Genomic DNA, 17,785 nt, shown 5'->3' on the forward strand with positions numbered 1-17,785 from the left:
GCGTCGGGTTAGCGTAGGCGACCGTGGCATCGAACCTGGCTTGCATCGGACTGGACGTCTGGCGACGTAGCGAATTTCGCGACCTGGTGGCTTCCGCTCGCGCCGAGGCGGAGACCATCGCCAAGGACGGCGAGGTCGGCGTGCACATCTGGACCGACGCGTCCGGTGCCCGCCTGATCATCACGACGGAGGGCGACCTGGTCCGGGTGGTCACGCCCACGTTCTACGCCGCGCCCGGCGCCATCCTCTCCGAGCCGCAGGCGGTCGACGGCGGGCTGGTGCTCGCCGAGCTCGTGAACCAGCACGACGAGGTCATCACCGAGATCGCCTGCCAGCTCGAGGAGCTCGCGCTGCTGGGCACCGCGGAGGCCCCCGTCACGGGCCCGGCGTCGATCGTCGTGCTCGGCAACTCCGTCCAGGTGATCGGGCGGGCCGACGCCGCCGTGTCCGGCCTGGTCTTCGAGCCCACCGGCGCATACGCCGCGTCCACCGACGCCGTCGCGCACCTGACCGGCGTGGTGCTCGCGATCGAGGAGCGCTCCGTCGCCCGCACCGGCCAGGACTTCACCGCCGCCCGCGTGCAGACCGACGGCTTCCAGGTGACCCTCTGCCACCCGACCGGCCAGCCGGCGCTCACCGTGGGCGACGTCGTCGAGGTGGACGGGTACGTGGTCGCGTCGCTGCCGGAGCTGCGCTGACTCCTGCGGGAGGTCCCTCCCCCTTTGAGGCCCGGGTTTCTTCGCTTTGCGGCGCCGCAAAGCGAAGAAACCCGGGCCTCAAAGGGGAGGAGGCAGCGCCCAGTACGGCGCGACGGCCTACTCCTGCGACGCCAGCGGGCCGCCCCGGGCGTCCAGACGGTCCAGCAGCTTCGGCAGGACGTCGCCCAGCCGCAGCCCGTCGTGCTCGAACTCGTTGGTGACCCACGGTTCGACGTTGCCCACGTGGGCCGCCGTCTCCAGCGAGAGGGACGCGTCCACGAACATGTCGTCGAAGTACACGGCGGCCTGGACCGGGATCTCGTTGTCCGCGAGCCGGTGCAGGTCGTACAGGTCGCCCCAGTCCTGCCGCTGGGCGAGGGCGTCGGCCGCGGCCTCGAACGGCCGCAGGGCGCTGATCTCGGAGAACATCCAGGGGTAGATCATCTCGCCGGTCAGCAGCAGCGGCCGGGCGTCCTCGCCGAACGCCGGGTCGGCGTCACGCACGGACTGGGCCGCCCACGCGGTGGGGCCCGTGTGGGCCTGCGCGTAGATCGACTCGTGCAGCAGCGCGTACAGCGGGTTGGTCGCGAACGACGTCTCGGCGGCGACCGTCGCCCGGAACGTGTCGCTGAGCGGGCCGCCGTGCGGGGAGTCGAACGCCTCGTCGATGATCCAGTGCACGCGCTCGAACCCGGGCTGCATGCCGAAGTCCATGCCGAGCGTCTGGAACCGCCGCACGGTGAGCGGGTCGCCGCCGGGCTCGGTCACGCCGCCGGCCGCGAGGCGGTCGGCGATGCGGCCGAGGGCCTTGGTGACGTGCGGGTACCGCGCGCGGAACCGCTCGTTCTTGGCCACCACGCGCGGCTGGGTGCGCTCGTAGACCTCGCGGGCCGACGCCGTCAGGCCGGGCAGGCCGCCGGTCACGAGGCTCGCGTTGAGGCCCTCGGGCGCGAACGACAGGTACGTCATGGTGATGAAACCGCCGTACGACTGGCCCAGCGAGGTCCAGCGCCGGCCGCCGAAGAGCGTCGTCCGCACGTGCTCGGCGTCGCGCACGATGTTGTCGGCGCGGAAGTGCGTCAGGTACTCCGCCTGCTCCGTGGGCGTGCCGAGGGCGTTCAGCGCCTCCGCGCGGACGGCGCTGGACCGCCCCGTGCCGCGCTGGTCGAGGAGCACCACCCGGAACCGCTTGAGCGCCGCGCCCACCCAGCCGTCCGGGCCGGTGGGGCGGGGACCCTTGCCGCCGGGGCCGCCCTGGAGGAACACGAGGAGCGGCAGGTCCTCGGTGCGGCGCGTGGGGTCGACAAGCTCGCGCGCGAACACCGAGATCGTGGGGGACCCGTCGGGCTGGGACCAGTCGAGCGGGACGTCGACGGAGTGGTCGGTGACATGGACACCGGGAAGCGTGTAGCTGATGGGCACGGGCCGAGCCTACGACCGCGCGGCGAGGCGTGGCAGTGCCGCGGGTGCGATATTCGTTGCATTAGTGGAGTGGCTGCTCTAATAATTGGACCATGACGACCACCGAGGTACGCCAGCCGCCCGCACTCCCCACCGTGCTCGGCCTGGCCGTGCTCGCGCTCGGCCTCCTGCTCGGCTGGTTCGCCGCGCCGCTGGCCGGCGGGATCGCCGGGCTGATCGACGCGACGCCGTTGCCCGTGCCGCGGCTGCTCGCGCTGATCGAGTCGCTGCCCCTGCCCTGGACGCTCGGCATCCTGGGTGGGCTCGGCCTGGTGGGCGGCGCCTTCATCGCCTTCCTCACGGTGGGCGAGGCGCCGCAGCTCACGGTCGCGAACGACCACCTGGAGCACCAGCAGGAGGAGCGCGAGGTGTGGGTCGAGCGGTCCGACGTCGGCGCCGCGTTCCGCGACAAGGAGGACCTGGTCCTGCTGCGGCCCGACGGCGGCCTCCGCACCCGTCTCGACACCGACACCCTCTCGGCCGCGAAGGTGCAGGAGGCGTTGACCCGGCACGGCTGGCCCTGGCACGACGCCGACCCGCACGAGCAGCAGTTCGAGCGCTGGGTCGACGGCCGGCCGGGCTTCACGGCCGCCGAGCACGAGGTGCTCCGCCGTCGGCTGGAGGAGCGCAAGGACGCCGCCGCCCGCCGTCAGGCGGACGAGGACCTGGCTGCGCTCGGCCTCGTGGCGCGTGTCCGGGACGACCGGATCCAGGTACGCCGCACGGCCGCGACCGAGGACGCGCGTGGCACGGACCGTTGATCCCGCCCGGCACGAGGCGCGCCGGCTGGTCATCATCGACGCCGCGCTCACCGTCTTCGCGGAGCGGGGGTACGACGGCACCACCACCGCGGCGATCTGCCGGCAGGCGGGCATCGGGTCGGGCACGTTCTTCCACTACTTCCCGACCAAGCTGGACGTCCTGCTCGCGATCCTGGCGCTCGGCATCCAGGAGGTGCGTGACGCCGAGGCGGTGTACGCGGGCCGGACGGACGCCCTCGGCGTCGTGCTCGACATCGTGCGGCAGGGCGCCGACGACGCCGCGGAGCCGCGGATGCCCGGGTTCGTGCGCGCGGTGGGCGGCGTCATGCACCTGCCCGACGTCGCGGCCAGGCTCGACGACGACACCCACGCCCAGCAGGACCTGATCCGGCCCTGGGTCGAGCGGGCCCAACGGGCCGGCGAGATCCGGCCGGACCTGACCCCGGACCGGATCACCTCGTGGCTGTACCTGCTCACCGACGGGTTCCTCGGACGCGTCGCGGTCGACGAGGGGTTCACGGCGGAAGGCGAGAAGGAGACGCTCGTGGAGACGGCGCGCCGGTTCCTGGCGCCCTGACGACGTTGCCGGGAGACGTGTCAGACCCCCAGGTCACCGGGGTGACCTGGGGGTCTGACAGGTGCGGTGCGGTCAGCCGATGTCGGCGTCGACCCAGTCGAACGTCTTGGTCACCGCCTTCTTCCAGCTCCGGTACAGCCGGTCCCGCTCGCCCGGGTCCATGTCGGGCGACCAGCGCCGGTCCTCGGCCCAGTTGTCGGTGACGTCGGACTCGCCCTTCCAGAAGCCGACGGCGATGCCCGCCGCGTAGGCCGCGCCGAGCGCGGTGGTCTCCGCGACGACGGGCCGGACGACGTCGACGCCGAGCTGGTCGGCCTGGAACTGCATGAGCAGCTCGTTGGCGACCATGCCGCCGTCGACCTTGAGCTCGGTGAGCTCCACGCCGGAGTCCGCCTTCATGGCGTCCATGACCTCGCGGGTCTGGTAGGCCGTGGCCTCCAGCGCGGCCCGCGCGATGTGGTTCCGGTTGACGTACCGGGTCAGGCCCACCAGCGCGCCGCGGGCGTCGGGCCGCCAGTACGGCGCGAACAGGCCGGAGAAGGCCGGCACGAAGTACGCGCCGCCGTTGTCGTCGACCTTGCGGGCGTACCACTCGACGTCGGGCGCGTCGGTGAACAGGCCCAGGTTGTCGCGGAGCCACTGGACCAGCGAGCCCGTGACGGCGATGGAGCCCTCCAGCGCGTAGATCGGGGCGCTGTCACCGATCTTGTAGCAGACCGTGGTGAGCAGGCCGTTCTCCGACGGCACCTTCTCCGTGCCCGTGTTGAGCAGCATGAAGTTGCCGGTGCCGTACGTGTTCTTCGCGGTGCCGACCTCGAAGCAGGCCTGGCCGAACGTGGCCGCCTGCTGGTCGCCGAGGATGCCCGCGATGGGCACGCCGGGCACCATGCCCCGGGGGCGTCCGGTGCCGTACACCTCGGAGGAGGAGCGGATCTCGGGGAGCATGGAGAGCGGGATGCCCATGTCCGCCGCGATGTCCTCGCGCCACGACAGGGTGTCCAGGTCCATGAGCATGGTGCGGGACGCGTTCGTGACATCGGTGACGTGCACGCCGCCGTCGACGCCGCCCGTCATGTTCCACAGGACCCACGCGTCCGTGTTGCCGAACAGCAGGTCGCCGCGGTCGGCCGCCTCGCGGGCACCCTCCACGTTGTCGAGGATCCACTTCACCTTGGGGCCGGAGAAGTAGGTGGCGAGCGGCAGGCCGACGATCGCCTTGTACTTCTCCGGGCCCTCTGACCCGGCGAGCTCGTCGACGATCGCCTGCGTGCGCGTGTCCTGCCAGACGATCGCGTTGTAGACCGGCTTGCCCGTCGTCTTGTCCCACACCACCGTGGTCTCACGCTGGTTGGTGATGCCCACGGCCGCGAGGTCGGTGTGGTTGAGGTTCGCCTTGGTCAGCGCGAGGCCCACGACCTGGCGGGTGTTGTCCCAGATCTGGTCCGGCTTGTGCTCCACCCAGCCGGCCTTGGGGAAGATCTGGTCGTGCTCGAGCTGGCCGCTGGACACGATGGTCCCGGCGTGGTTGAACACGATCGCCCTGGTGCTCGTGGTGCCCTGGTCGATCGCGAGTACGTAGTCAGCCATCGGAGTTGACTCCCTTGTCCGTGTCGAAGTCTGTCTGGGGGGTTCGGCTCAGAGGGCCGCGGCGAGGAATCCGCCCAGCGCCCCGCCGACCAGCGGACCGAGCACCGGGACCCATGAGTAGGCCCAGTCGCTCGAGCCCTTGCCCGGGATGGGCAGGACGAAGTGGGCGACCCGCGGGCCGAAGTCACGGGCCGGGTTGATCGCGTATCCCGTCGGGCCACCGAGGCTGGCGCCGATGCCGAGCACGAGGAGCGCGGCGGCCAGCGGCCCCAGGTCACCCGGCCAGTTCGCGAACGACAGGATCACGAAGACCAGCATGAACGTGCCGATGACCTCCGTGACGAAGTTCCACGTGTACGACCGGATCGCCGGGCCCGTGGAGAAGACGCCGAGCTTCACCGCGGGGTCGGCGTCCTGGTCGAAGTGCTGCTTGTAGGCCAGGTACGCGAGGATGGCGCCGACGAAGGCGCCGCAGAGCTGCGAGACCCAGTAGATGAGCATGTTGGGGAAGTCCGCCGCGACGCCGGGAGCGAACTCCTCGGCGCCGCTGGCGAGGATGCCGAGGGTGACGGCCGGGTTGATGTGCGCGCCCGACTTGAGGGACACGAACACGCCGGCGAAGACCGCGAGGCCCCACCCGAAGTTGATCATCAGCCAGCCGCCGTTGAAGCCCTTGTTCTTGGGCAGGATGGCGTTCGCCACCACACCGGCACCGCCGAGGAGCAGGATCATGGTGCCGAGGAACTCCGGCACCATGATGTCCGTGAATGCGTTCATCGCTGACTCGCTTTCTGCCGACAGCTCTGTCGGCGTACGGAGGTAGTCCCGGCGGTCCCCTCTGGGGCGACCCGTCGGCTGTGTAGAAGTGGTTTCCTTCGGTTTCCTTAGCCTCGGAGCGGCTGCATGGCCGCTACGTCCGGTGTGGTCAGGCGCGCCCGCTCGGCGCCCTCGTCGTCAGGCTCCTGTGCGGCCTGGCGTTCCGCGTCGATCCGCGCCTGCCAGGCGCTGATCTCGCGCTCGGCGTCCGCCGCGTCCCACCCGAGCAGCGGGCCGACGACGGCGGCGATCTCCTCGGCGGCCGCCGTGCCGCTGTCCGGCACCTCGTAGACCAGGCGCGTGCGGTGGCTGAGCACATCCTCCAGGTGGAGGGCTCCCTCGTGGCTCACCGCGTAGTGCACCTCGGCACGCAGGTAGGCGGAGGCGTGCTCCAGCGGCTTGGCGAGCGACGGGTCGGCGTCGCACAGCTCCACGATCTCGGCCAGGTTGGCGCCGTACCGGTGCAGCAGGTGGTCCAGCATCGGGGGTGACCAGCCGAACCGCTTGCCCCACGTGCGGGCCTGGCGCTGCACAGCGCGCAGCCCGACGGCGCCCGTGAGCGGGATCTGGTGCGTGATCGACGGCAGCGCCGCGGCGCGCTGCCCGATCGCGAAGTCCACGGCGTCCTTGGCCATGATCCGGTACGTCGTGAGCTTGCCGCCCGCGACGACGGTGAGGCCCGGCGTCGGCGACGCGACGGTGTGCTCGCGGCTGACCTTCGCGCTGCTCGTGCCGGCCTTGGTGCCCGGCTGCAGCAGCGGGCGCAGGCCCGCGTACGTGCCGATGACGTCTTCCCTGGTCAGCGGGTGTGCGAGCACCGCGTTCGCGTGGTCCAACACGTAGTCGATGTCGGTGCTCGTGGCCACGGGGTGGGTCGGGTCGAGGCTCCAGTGGGTGTCCGTGGTGCCGATGATCCAGTAGCGGCTCCACGGGATGACGAACAGCACGGACTTCTCCGTCTGCAGGATCAGCCCGACGTGCCCCCGGATGCGCTCGCGCGGGACGATCAGGTGCACGCCCTTGCTGGCGAGCACCCGCAGCCCGCCCTCCGAGCCCGCCAGGGCCTCGGTGTCCTCGGTCCAGACGCCGGTCGCGTTGATCACGGACCGCGCCCGGACGGTGATCTCCTTGCCCGTCTCCAGGTCCACCACCACCGCGCCGTTCACGGCGCCGGTCGCGCCCTGCGTCAGGCTGACCACCTGGGTCCGGCTGGCGGCGTGCGCGCCGTAGCTGGCGGCCGTGCGGACCAGGGTCGCGACCAGGCGGGCGTCGTCGACCGAGGCGTCCCAGTACTGGACGGCCCCGACGGCGGCGTCGTGCGCCAGGTCCGGGAACTTGGCCTCCATCTGGTGGCGGCTGAGGTGCCGGTGGAACGGCATCGGCCGGCGGCCGGGGGTCACCGTCGCGAGCACGTCGTACATCGCGATGCCGGCGCCCACGTAGGCGCGCTCCCAGACCCGGTGCTCCAGGGGATACAGGAACGGGACCGGCCGCACCAGGTGCGGTGCGAGGTCCCGTAGCAGGAGGTCGCGCTCCGTGAGCGCCTCGTGCACCAGCTCGAAGTCGAGCATCTGGAGATAACGGAGGCCGCCGTGCACCAGCTTGCTGCTGCGGCTGGACGTGCCCTGCGCCCAGTCCTGTGCCTCGACGACGGCGGTCGACAACCCCCGGGTGACCGCGTCCAGGGCGATGCCGGCGCCGGTGACGCCGCCCCCGATCACCAGCACGTCGAGCTCTGCGGCGGGGCTGACACTGGCTTCGAGCGCAGCCAGCGCCTGGGTCCTCGCTTCTGCGGTCAGGCGGGTAGAGGCCATGCGCCAAACTCACCACGCATTCCGTGACTTGGCAAGACCTTTGCCCTTGTGGCGAGGGTGTGTTGGGATGTTCTCTCGCTCACTTTCCGGTTTGCCATTCGTTTCACCAGGTACGGGGCGTGCGGGCGCGTCCGGATGTCACCCGCACGTCACCCGCTGCGCCCGCCCGCCGTAGTGTGTCGCCGTGACGACACCCGAGGCGCCGGCAGTGCCCGTGATCCGACCCGCCCTTCCCGCCGACGTGCGCACCATCCGCGACCTCGTCCAGCCGCTGAGCCAGGAGCGCATCCTCCGGCCCTACGAGATGGTCGGGTACTTCGAGGCGGTCCAGGAGTTCCTGGTGGCGACCGACCCCGCCGCGCCGGACTCCGCCGTCGGCTGCGGGGCGCTGCACGTGATGTGGGACGACCTCGCCGAGGTGCGCACGCTGGCCGTGCACCGCGACTGGCGTGGCCGCAAGGTGGGGCACGCGCTGCTCGAGGCGCTGGTCGAGCGGGCCCGCGCGCTGGGCCTGAGCCGGGTCTTCTGCCTCACCTTCGAGGTCGACTTCTTCGCCGCGCACGGGTTCCGGGAGATCGACGGCACGCCCGTGACGCCCGAGGTGTACACCGAGCTGCTGCGCTCGTACGACGAGGGCGTGGCCGAGTTCCTCGACCTGGCGCGCGTGAAGCCCAACACGCTGGGTAACTCGCGGATGCTGCTGGAGCTCTGACCCCGCGCTACCGGGGCAGGTGCAGGCGGCCGACGTCGTCCTGCTCGGCCAGGCCGTCCTCGACCAGGCCGGCGATCGCGCGGTCGAGCTGGGCCGGGTCGTGCCACAGGCCCGCGAGCAGCGCCCGGTCCACGGGTTCCGACGCGTGGCGCAGCTCCGCCATCACCCGGCCGCGCGCCTGCCGGTCGGTACCCGCCCAGGCCTGGGTGCGGCGCCTGTCGGCGTGCGCGTCCGGGGGTGAGCCGGCGCGGCGCCACGCGCACAGCCCGGCGACGGGACAGGCACCGCACTTCGGCGCCTTCGCGGTGCAGACGAGCGCGCCCAGCTCCATCGAGGCGGCGGCCCACCGCGCGGCGTCGGCGTCGCCCTCGGGGGCGAGGGACGTCGCCAGCGCCCGTTCGGCGGCCGTGTACGACGGCGCGGGCAGCGCCGACCCGCCGACCGCCCGCGCCAGTACCCGCCGCACGTTCGTGTCGACCACCACGGACCGCTTGCCGTAGGCGAACGCCAGCACCGCGGCGGCCGTGTACTCGCCGACGCCGGGCAGGGCGAGCAGCTCGGGCTCGGTGCGGGGTATCACACCGTCGTGCCGCTCGACGATCGCCCGGGCGCACTCCTGCAGGCGTAATGCGCGGCGGGGGTAGCCGAGGCGGCCCCAGGCGCGCAGCACGTCGGCGGTCGGGGCCTGCGCGAGGTCGGCGGGCGTGGGCCACTGCTCCAGCCAGGCGTGCCACGCGGGCTCGACGCGCACCACGGGGGTCTGCTGCAGCATGACCTCGCTCACCAGCACGCCCCACGCGGTGCGGTCCGGCGCCCGCCAGGGTAGGTCGCGCGCGGCGCCGTCGAACCACCGCACGACGGCGGAGCGGACCTCGGTGCGTCGCGTCGCCTCGGTCGGTCGTGTGGCCTCCACTGCTGTTGTCACGGGGACTCATCCTGCCGCACGGGTGGTGGTCCGGCCGACTAGGTGGGGGCCGGTGCGCGAGTGGGCGGCGGGCGGCCCGGCGCGGCCGGGCGGCCCGTGAAGTAGGACAGGTGACCGACTCGGCGGCGCGGCTGCCGCACCGGCCGTGCGCGGGGCCGTACTTTGGTGCCGCGGCCGTCCTCGCGCGTCGGTCGGAGGTGTCGCAACAGCTTCTGGGGGTCGAGCAGGTGGTCAGTGCGCCGGAACGGGCCGAGTGGTCCCTGGGTCGGGTCGCCGTGGAGCAGCGCCCGTCCGGCAGACGCCCGCGCCGGCCGAGACGGCTGATCGCAGTGCTGGTCGTGGTGGTGCTGGGCGGGATCGGCGTCGCGGTGACGTGGCCGCAGCCGGACCCGCCGATCGTCGCGGAGAAGCTGAGCCCGCCGGAGCCTGTTGACCCGAACGCCGCGGCCGCCCCGTGCACGCCCGAGGACCTCGACGTGGGGCTCGCGGCCGACCGCACGGCGGTCACGCCCGGCGTGCCGGTCAGGTTCACCGTGTCGGTGCGGAACACCGGTCAGGTGCAGTGCCTGGTCGAGGCGCCCCGGCACGGGCTCGCCGTGACCGTGTACCAGGGTGAGCTGGGCGAGCAGACGGCGGAGCGGGCCTGGTCGTCGGCGGACTGCGCCGACCAGGACGAGGAGCGGCTGCTGCTTCTCGGGCCGGGCGACGTCGACGTCACGAACGTGAGCTGGTCCGACGCGCGCTCGGCGCCCGGCTGCGCGCCCGACCAGCCCAAGCCGACGGCCGGCGCGTACACGGCGCAGGTCACGCTCGCCGGTGTCGAGGGCGCGGCCAGCGACGTCGTGCGGCTGACGTACACGGTGCCGCAGCCGTCCGGGTCGCCGTCGCCGTCGGGGTCGTCGTCGGGCGAACCGTCCGGGAAGCCCTCCGGGAACGCGTCAGACGACCCGAGTGCGGACCCGAGCGCGTCGTCAGAGGGCGGCGGGGGCGGAAAGGCCGGAGAAGCCGGAGAGGGCGGAGCGGATGCCGGCGCGGAGCCGGACACCGACAAGAAGGCCGAGCCGTCGAGCCCCTGAGACCAGCCCTCCGGACCAACCGGCTGACCCGACTCCCCGTCGATGCCGAGTCGGCCGGTTGGACCGACCGGGTAGCTGACTCGGGTGTTCGCCGGGGGCGAGTCAGGTGGTTGGTCGGACTACCCGCCCGACCCGGCGCACACCTCGGCCCGAGCTGGTGGCGCAGGCGGGGCAGAAGGTCAGACGTAGCGTTCGAGGATGCTCGACTCCGCGAGCCGGGACAGCCCCTCGCGGATCGTCCGGGCGCGCTGCTCGCCCACGCCGTCGACCGACATGAGGTCGTCCACGCTCGCGGCGAGGAGCTTCTGCAGGCTGCTGAAGTGCCCCACGAGCTGCTCGATGGTGACGCTCGGCAGGCGCGGCACCTTGGACAGGAGCCGGTAACCGTGCGGCGCGACGGCGGCGTCCAGCGCGTCCCCGCCGCCCGGCAGGTCCAGGATCCGGCCGATCTGGCTCATGTCGAGCAGCTCCTGCGACGTGAGCGCGGAGAGTTCCGCCTGCACGTCGGCGAGCGTGCGGTCCTTGCGGCTCAGCACGTAGTCGCGGATCACGAACTCGCGGTCCGAGCCGACGTCGCCGATCAGCTCGTCGAGCTGCAGGGCGAGCAGGCGGCCGTCCACACCGAGCTCGATCACGTAGCCGGCGATCTCGTCGGAGATACGCCCCACCATCTCCAGGCGCTGCACCACGGAGCACACGTCGCGGACGGTGACCAGGTCCTCGATCTCCAGCGCCGACAGCGTGCCGGACACCTCGTCGAGGCGGGCGCGGTAGCGCTCCAGCGTCGCGAGCGCCTGGTTGGCGCGGCCGAGGATCGTGTCCGAGTCCTCCAGCACGTGCCGCTGGCCGCCCACGTAGAGGGCGACGATCCGCATGGACTGGCTCACCGAGATGACCGGGAACCCGGTCTGCTTGGCCACGCGCTCGGCCGTGCGGTGCCGGGTGCCGGACTCTGTGGTCTCTATGGTCGGGTCGGGCAGCAGCTGCACGGCGGCCTTGCGGATCCGGGTGGCGTGCCGGTCGAGCACGACGGCGCCGTCCATCTTGGACAGCTCGCGCAGGCGGGTGGCCGAGAAGTCGACGTCGAGCGAGAAACCGCCGGAGCAGATCTGCTCGACGACCGGGTCGAGACCGAGCACGATGAGCGCGCCGGTGCGGCCGCGCAGGATGCGTTCGAGTCCGTCGCGGAGTTCGGTCCCGGGCGCGACGGCGGCCAGGGTCTCACGGAGCAGCTCGTCAGTGTGCGAGGAGGTCGTGGCCACGAAGAAATCCTACGCTGTGCCCTTGGGGGCAAGCAGTTGGTTTCATGAACCGGTCATCTGTCGTCCATCGTGTTGTCACCTCGACGGCCTAGGCCCTGCGCCCATTCCACCGCGTCGCGGATGTGCGTGGCCTCGACGAGCTGGAGCCCCTCGGGCGCCTTGACCCCGGTCCCGTGCGGCACGACGGCGTGTGCGAACCCCAGGCGGGCGGCCTCGCCCAGCCGGCGGTCCAGCCCGGCGACGGGCCGCAGGTCCCCGGCCAGGCCCACCTCCCCGACGGCCACGGTGGCGCCGGGCAGCGGCTTACCGGTCCGCGCGGACACCAGCGCGAGGGCGGCCGCGAGGTCGGACGCCGGCTCGGTGATCCGGACGCCGCCCACCGTCGAGGCGTAGACGTCCTGGTCGGCGAGCCGCAGCCCGCCGTGTCGCTGGAGCACGGCGAGGATCATCGCCAGCCGGCTGGAGTCCACGCCGCTGGTCGCGCGGCGCGGGTTGTTCAGAGGGCTCGGCGCCACGAGCCCCTGCACCTCGACGGCGAGCGGGCGTCGGCCCTCCAGCGTGACCGTGATGCACGACCCGGCCACCCCCGTGCCGGCGTGCGACAGGAACAGCCCGGACGGGTCCGGCAGCCCCACGATCCCGTCCTCGGACAGGTCGAAGCAGCCCACCTCGTCCGTGGGGCCGTACCGGTTCTTCACCGCGCGGATCATGCGCAGGCGCGAGTGCCGGTCGCCCTCGAACTGGCAGACCACGTCCACCAGGTGCTCCAGCGTGCGCGGGCCGGCCACGGAGCCGTCCTTGGTCACGTGGCCCACGAGGATCGTCGGGATCTGCCGTTCCTTGGCGACGGCGATCAGCGCAGCGGCGACCTCCCGCACCTGCGAGACGCCACCCGGGGCCCCGTCCACCTGCGCGGACGCGATGGTCTGCACCGAGTCGACGATCAGCATGTCGGGCTGGTTCGCCTCCAGGTGCCCCAGCACCGTCCCCAGGTCCGTCTCGGCGGCCAGCAGCAGGGTGCGCGAGAGCGCCCCGATCCGCTCGGCCCGCAGCCGCACCTGCCCGGCCGACTCCTCACCGGTCACGTACAGCACGGTGCGGGGCGACTCGAACCCGTCGGGGCCGAGCGCGCCGTCGGCCACGTTGCTCGCGACGGCGAGCAGCAGGGTCGACTTGCCCACGCCCGGCTCGCCCGCGAGCAGGATCACGGCCCCGGGCACGAGGCCGCCGCCGAGCACCCGGTCGAACTCGCCGACGCCGGTCGGGTTGGCGCGGGCCGACTCCACGTCGATGTCCGCGATGGGCCGGGCGGGCGCGCGGGCGGGGGAGACGGCGGCGGTGCGCGGCCCGGTCGCCGCCGGGCCGTCCTCGGTCACGGTGCCCCACTCCTGGCACTCCCCGCACCGGCCGACCCACTTCACGGTGGTCCAGCCGCACTCGGTGCACCGGTACGCGGGCCGGGCCTTCTTGGAGGTCAATGAGGTCACGAGGGGAACCGTACGTGCCGCCACTGACACCGGCCGAAGATCACCCGCGCCGTACCCCCTCGGGCGGCCGCGGCCAGCACTCCGGCCAGGTAGTTTGCGATCATGCCGGCCACCGACGGGCGCATGGTGCGCCCCGCCGGGTCGCGCCCGGCCCCGGACCTCCCCACCCCCGCGCGCACCGCGCGCCGTTCGGCGACCCGCCTGGCCGGGCTCACGGTCGCGCTCGCCGCGGCGCTCGGCACCGTGCTCGTCTGGTGGGCGATGGTCACCACGTGGCCCGGGCAGCGGGTCGAGGAGCTGGTCTTCGTCACGGCCGACCTCTTCCAGGACGTGGTCAACCGGCCCGTGGAGCCCGTGCTGCTGCTCGGCTCGCCGCCGTGGCTCGTGACCGGCTTCCTCGCGGTGTGCGGCATCGGCTTGGTCCGACGGCGGTGGGGCGCCACCGCCCTGGCCGCCACCGTGATCCTCGGCTCGAACCTGACCACGCAGCTCATCAAGGACGGTGTGTTCTACCGGACGGGCCTCGTCGGCGAGTGGAACCGCGACATCAACACCCTGCCCAGCGGCCACGTCACCGTGGTCGCGGCGGCCTGGGCGGCGCTCCTGCTCGTCACGCCCCGCCGCTGGCGGCCGGCGACGGCGCTCGCGGGTGCCGCCGTCACCTGCGCCATGGGTCTCGCGACGATCGCGGACCGGTGGCACCGCCCGTCGGACGTCGTCGCGGCGGTCCTCGTGGTGGTGCTGTGGACGGCGCTGGCCTGCGCCCTGGCGCCGGGCGGGTGGGTGGACCGGCCCGAGGACGACCCGATCGGGCGCGCCGCCGTGCCCACGCGGCTCGTCGCGGTCGCACTCGCGATCGCCGCGGTCCCGGCCGCCGTGCTGTCGGTTCTGGCCGCCGCCGCGGTCGAGGGGCGCCTCGGCGCCGGCCTGCCCGGGGACGCCGGGCTCGTCGCGTACGCGGGCGGCCACCTCGCGGCGTGCGCGATCGCGGCGGCCGCGTTCGCGGTGCTGCTCCCGCTGAGCCAGGCGGCGGCGCGGCCGCAGGCGGCCGGGCGGGGGAGCGTCTCGCTCCGAGATTGACGCTGGCGCACGGCGCTGTGGGCCGGGCGGGCCGCCGTTTCACCGCGGATTCGAATCTCCGCGGGTGATCTTTTGGGTGAAAAGCATGTACACGGAGGCGTTCGCCTGAGGCCGGATCGGCGGAATGTTGCCATTTTCCGATGTGCTACCGAGAGTTTTGGCCGATTTGACCAGAACTGTGCTTGCCCTGGTAAGAATCCGTGCGCCCGCTCGTGCACGGGGCCGTTCTTATCGGGTGAGTCAGGCCGTCGTGGCCTGGGGGCAGGTCATGATGCGGAAACCGGTTCTGAGGTCGCGGGCTCGAGACGGTCTGGCGCGCGCGGTACGGGTGGTCATGCTGCCGCGTGCGCGTCGGGCAATCGCGGTGGGTGTGGTCGTCGCCCTGGTCGGCGGCGTGGCATGGGCTGCTGATGTCCCCGGCGCGATCTCGGAAGTCGTGCTCGCCTCCGGTGACGATGCTGGCGTTGGCGCGAACGACGCGAGCGTGGAGTGTCCTCGCGAGGCCCAGACTGCAGCCGAGGCGTCCGAGATCGCCGAGCGGTGTGGTCACGACGTGATGATTCTCGATTCCTTGACTGTCTACGACACCAGCTACGCCACGCCGCGGGGGACTTTCCGGCAGGAGGCTTCGGGCACCGCGCTGAGGTCCGCTGCGTCGGGTGAATGGCAACCGGTCGACCCGGAGGTCGTCCTGGACGCGTCAGGTACGCCCACAGTCACCTCTGCGGCCTTGGGGATCAACTTCACCGACGGCGGAGACTCCGGCGAGGTGGTGTCGCTCGACCGCGACGGGCTGGAGCTGTCGCTCGGGCTGCCGGTAGGGCTCGGGAACGCGATGGTCGATCCGGATGACGCGACGCGCGTGATCTACCCGGTGCTCGACGCGACGGGCGCCGCGATCGAGGGCGCCGACCTCATTGTCCGAGTTCACAGCGACACCACGGGCGTGACCCCGGTGCTTCGGCTGGACAGCGCGGTCGCCGCGGCAGCGGTCACGGCCGCGGCGGGGCCCGATGGTCTGAATTTTGACGTGGGAGTCTCCGATGGTCTGGAGCTGACCGATGTGCCGCCGATCGACCAGACCGGCCAGCAGCCCGCAGAGGTACCTGGGCCGACGGACGGGGTCTTCTACGCGGTGAGTACGAGCGATGCCATGCAGGATGACCCGCTGGTGTTCTCGGGCGGGCAGGCGATGCAGTGGGACTCGGCAGGCGGTGCCGAGGCCGGGTCCGGTGCGGAGCGCACCGCTGGCGCGAAGACGCTTGCCAGTGCACAGAACGACGGCGATCCGCAGGGCGACCGTGTTGAGGAACCCCTACCTGGAGACGTTGTGGTCGCCATGGGTGTGGAGATCGAGCCGGACGGCTCCACAGCCGCTGTCGGTGCTGAAACCAGCATGTTCACCGATGCCGAGACCGTATGGCCGGTCTTCGTGGATCCGCCCCTGACCGGTACCAGGAACGCCAAGACCGCCATCAAGAGCGCTTGGCCGGACTCGGCTGCGGAGTGGCAGTGGGGCGACTCTGCCGGCGTCGGGTTCTGCGATGTCACGAAGGACATCATCTGCGAGCGATCGGGAAACGTCTGGCGCCTGATCTGGCAGTACAAGGGCCTCGAGTCCATCGGCGCGATGGACTCGACCGACATCGTCTCGGCGACGTTCCGTGCAGTAGGAACCCATTCGTACAACTGCACAAAGACACCGATGGACCTGCATCGGGTGCCGCCGATCAGTACGGCGACCACGTGGAACAACCATGCTGCCTCGTGGTCTTCCAGCAACCTCGTCAGCACCAAGTCTGACGCGTACTACTCGTCCGCCTGCGGTGGAACCCACGGCACCGAGTGGAACGCAACCTCAGCCGCCAAGGACGTCGCAGCCAACGGCTGGAGCACGCTCAATCTCGGGGTCAAGGGTCGGTCGACCAGCAACATGGAGTCCTGGAAGAAGCTGCGTTGGGATGCTGTGTTCGCCGTTGAGTACAACCGCAAGCCCGAGGTAGCGCGAGGGCACCAGACACTCGTCGACGGTAGCGACGTCGGATGCCACACCACGTCGTTCGCACCGCTGATCGTCACGACCCAGCCGACCTTGTCGGTCGTGGGCGATGACCCTGACGGGGGCAGCGTTCAGGTGAAGTTCGTCGTGGTCCGGGACTCTGACGGCAGCCGGATCTGGGAGACGACGTACTGGAGCAAGGGCCAAGCTGCGCCGGCGCGATTCAGCAAGACAATCCCCGGCGGCGTGCTGAGCTCGAACGTGTTGTATCGATGGAGAGCACAGGTCACTGACGGGTCGCGGACGTTCGGGTACACCGACTCGCCCGCGTGCTGGTTCAAGGTCGATATCAACGCGCCTAAGCCGCCAAAGATCGAGGTCGTGACGCCTGATGAGGAGCCCTCGCGAGGAATCCAGGCGGTCTACGAGCAGGACAAGGAGCGGGGCGGAACCGGACAGAAGGGCTGCTTCCGATTCCTGCCCAACGGTTCGACGGATGTGGCCTCGTACGTGTATGGCTTCAATACGGGTAACACATACCCGAGTTCCGTGACTGCGGACTCGGCGGGCAAAGCGATCATGTGCCTGTCGCCAACCGCAGTGGGGGCCAAGACCCTTCAGGTGAAATCGGTTGACGACGCCGGAAACCGGTCGCTCAACTACGGTTCGCACGAGTTCGACGTCGCTGAGGCGCGTGAGGACGGGATCTGGACCTTTGACGAGGGCGCGAGCCCGTCCGAGGACCGGTCCGTACGCACTGCCGGCGAGGCGACCGGGGCCGGAGACCTGGCAGTGACAGGACCCACCTGGGTCCAGGGTCCGCACGGGTTGTTCGGTGCGCGCGACAACGACCTGGCACTCCGTTTCGACCGCAACGCGGCACAGGAGGCGGTGACAGAGGCGCCGGTCCTGGACACATCGCAGGACTTCGTCGTTTCAGCCCACGTCCGGCTCGCAGAGGACGCCGATCGGGCGGGTTACTACGCGGCACTGTCGCAGGACTCGATCGACTACTCGGGATTCTGGCTGGGTTACCGGCCCACGTCGTGCCCGGACGGCACACCTGGACAGGGCTGCTGGACATTCGGGCTGAACACGTCGAGTACGACGAACGCCTACACCTACCTGAAGTCGGACCAGGAAGTCCGGTTCGGCGAGTGGGTGCATCTGCTGGCCGAGTACGGCAAGTCCGACCAGGCGATGCGGCTGTACGTGTGCGACGCCGGTACGCCTGCGGAGCCCGCCATCGGTGAACCACACCTTTCCGAGCTGACCGGGTTCACCTCCGCTGTTCCTCGGACACCTGGCCCGCTGACCGTGGGTCGCATGCGCACCACGGGGTCACCGTCGAATCCTTGGGACGGCGAGATCGACAACGTGCGGGTCTTCAAGGGCGAGGTTCTCGCATCGGCCAAGATCCGCCGCCTGTGCCAGGGCGCTGAGGCCACAGGCACGGCCGGCGACGGGATCGACCCGACGATCGGCGGGGAGACCACCCAGTGAGCGAACAGCCGACTGCCAGTGCCGTAA

General features: G+C 71.5%; 14 protein-coding genes. 7 read left to right on the forward strand and 7 right to left on the reverse strand.

Features of this window, described 5'->3' with window-relative positions; translation table 11 throughout:
* The first annotated feature begins 86 nt into the window (after positions 1-86).
* On the forward strand, positions 87-698 hold the full coding sequence (locus ACZ7LE_RS03250; RefSeq protein ID WP_470401941.1) for a hypothetical protein: 612 nt from the start codon (positions 87-89) through the stop codon (positions 696-698).
* Between the two features lie 117 nt (positions 699-815).
* Here the strand turns inward: ACZ7LE_RS03250 and ACZ7LE_RS03255 are convergent, their stop codons facing one another.
* Complete coding sequence (locus ACZ7LE_RS03255; RefSeq protein ID WP_470401942.1) at positions 816-2,120, reverse strand: alpha/beta fold hydrolase; 1,305 nt, start codon at positions 2,118-2,120, stop codon at positions 816-818.
* A gap of 92 nt (positions 2,121-2,212) precedes the next feature.
* Between ACZ7LE_RS03255 and ACZ7LE_RS03260 the strand changes: the two genes are divergently transcribed.
* Both ACZ7LE_RS03260 and ACZ7LE_RS03265 read left to right on the forward strand, forming a co-directional pair.
* Positions 2,213-2,920 (forward strand): YqeB family protein, encoded by a 708-nt coding sequence (locus ACZ7LE_RS03260; protein WP_470401943.1) that lies wholly within the window; start codon positions 2,213-2,215, stop codon positions 2,918-2,920.
* On the forward strand, positions 2,904-3,497 hold the full coding sequence (locus ACZ7LE_RS03265) for a TetR/AcrR family transcriptional regulator (protein ID WP_470401944.1): 594 nt from the start codon (positions 2,904-2,906) through the stop codon (positions 3,495-3,497). Before ACZ7LE_RS03260 ends, ACZ7LE_RS03265 begins: the two co-directional genes overlap by 17 nt.
* Positions 3,498-3,569: 72 nt before the next feature.
* Here ACZ7LE_RS03265 and glpK read toward each other — a convergent pair whose 3' ends face one another.
* From glpK to ACZ7LE_RS03280, 3 genes are all read right to left on the reverse strand, one after another.
* Positions 3,570-5,084 carry a glycerol kinase GlpK gene (gene glpK, locus ACZ7LE_RS03270; RefSeq protein ID WP_470401945.1) on the reverse strand — a complete coding sequence of 505 codons (1,515 nt, stop codon included), beginning with the start codon at positions 5,082-5,084 and terminating at the stop codon, positions 3,570-3,572.
* A gap of 48 nt (positions 5,085-5,132) precedes the next feature.
* The gene (locus tag ACZ7LE_RS03275) at positions 5,133-5,861 is read right to left on the reverse strand and encodes an MIP/aquaporin family protein (RefSeq protein WP_470401946.1); all 729 of its coding nucleotides are present in this window, start codon (positions 5,859-5,861) and stop codon (positions 5,133-5,135) included.
* 107 nt (positions 5,862-5,968) lie between these two features.
* A complete protein-coding gene (locus ACZ7LE_RS03280; protein ID WP_470401947.1) occupies positions 5,969-7,714 on the reverse strand; it encodes a glycerol-3-phosphate dehydrogenase/oxidase in 1,746 nt (581 codons plus the stop codon).
* Between the two features lie 184 nt (positions 7,715-7,898).
* Between ACZ7LE_RS03280 and ACZ7LE_RS03285 the strand changes: the two genes are divergently transcribed.
* Positions 7,899-8,426: an amino-acid N-acetyltransferase gene (locus ACZ7LE_RS03285; protein WP_470401948.1), complete on the forward strand. Its 528-nt coding sequence runs from the start codon at positions 7,899-7,901 to the stop codon at positions 8,424-8,426.
* Between the two features lie 7 nt (positions 8,427-8,433).
* On the opposite strand, the gene ACZ7LE_RS03290 is transcribed toward ACZ7LE_RS03285, so the two are convergent.
* Positions 8,434-9,351: an HhH-GPD family protein gene (locus tag ACZ7LE_RS03290; RefSeq protein WP_470401949.1), complete on the reverse strand. Its 918-nt coding sequence runs from the start codon at positions 9,349-9,351 to the stop codon at positions 8,434-8,436.
* Positions 9,352-9,461: 110 nt separating this feature from the next.
* On the opposite strand from ACZ7LE_RS03290, the gene ACZ7LE_RS03295 reads away from it, so the two are divergent.
* On the forward strand, positions 9,462-10,427 hold the full coding sequence (locus tag ACZ7LE_RS03295) for a hypothetical protein (RefSeq protein ID WP_470401950.1): 966 nt from the start codon (positions 9,462-9,464) through the stop codon (positions 10,425-10,427).
* A gap of 179 nt (positions 10,428-10,606) precedes the next feature.
* Here the strand turns inward: ACZ7LE_RS03295 and disA are convergent, their stop codons facing one another.
* Positions 10,607-11,689, reverse strand: coding sequence for a DNA integrity scanning diadenylate cyclase DisA (gene disA / locus ACZ7LE_RS03300; protein WP_285100798.1), 1,083 nt, complete (start codon positions 11,687-11,689; stop codon positions 10,607-10,609).
* Between the two features lie 53 nt (positions 11,690-11,742).
* Positions 11,743-13,176 (reverse strand): DNA repair protein RadA, encoded by a 1,434-nt coding sequence (gene radA, locus ACZ7LE_RS03305; protein WP_470401951.1) that lies wholly within the window; start codon positions 13,174-13,176, stop codon positions 11,743-11,745.
* Between the two features lie 102 nt (positions 13,177-13,278).
* On the opposite strand from radA, the gene ACZ7LE_RS03310 reads away from it, so the two are divergent.
* Together ACZ7LE_RS03310 and ACZ7LE_RS03315 are read left to right on the forward strand one after the other, a co-directional pair.
* Complete coding sequence (locus ACZ7LE_RS03310) at positions 13,279-14,256, forward strand: phosphatase PAP2 family protein (RefSeq protein WP_470401952.1); 978 nt, start codon at positions 13,279-13,281, stop codon at positions 14,254-14,256.
* Between the two features lie 334 nt (positions 14,257-14,590).
* Entirely contained in the window at positions 14,591-17,758 is a 3,168-nt protein-coding gene (locus ACZ7LE_RS03315; protein ID WP_470401953.1) for a LamG-like jellyroll fold domain-containing protein, read from the forward strand.
* The last annotated feature ends 27 nt before the right edge of the window (positions 17,759-17,785 follow it).

This window comes from Promicromonospora sp. NPDC110617 (assembly GCF_055598465.1).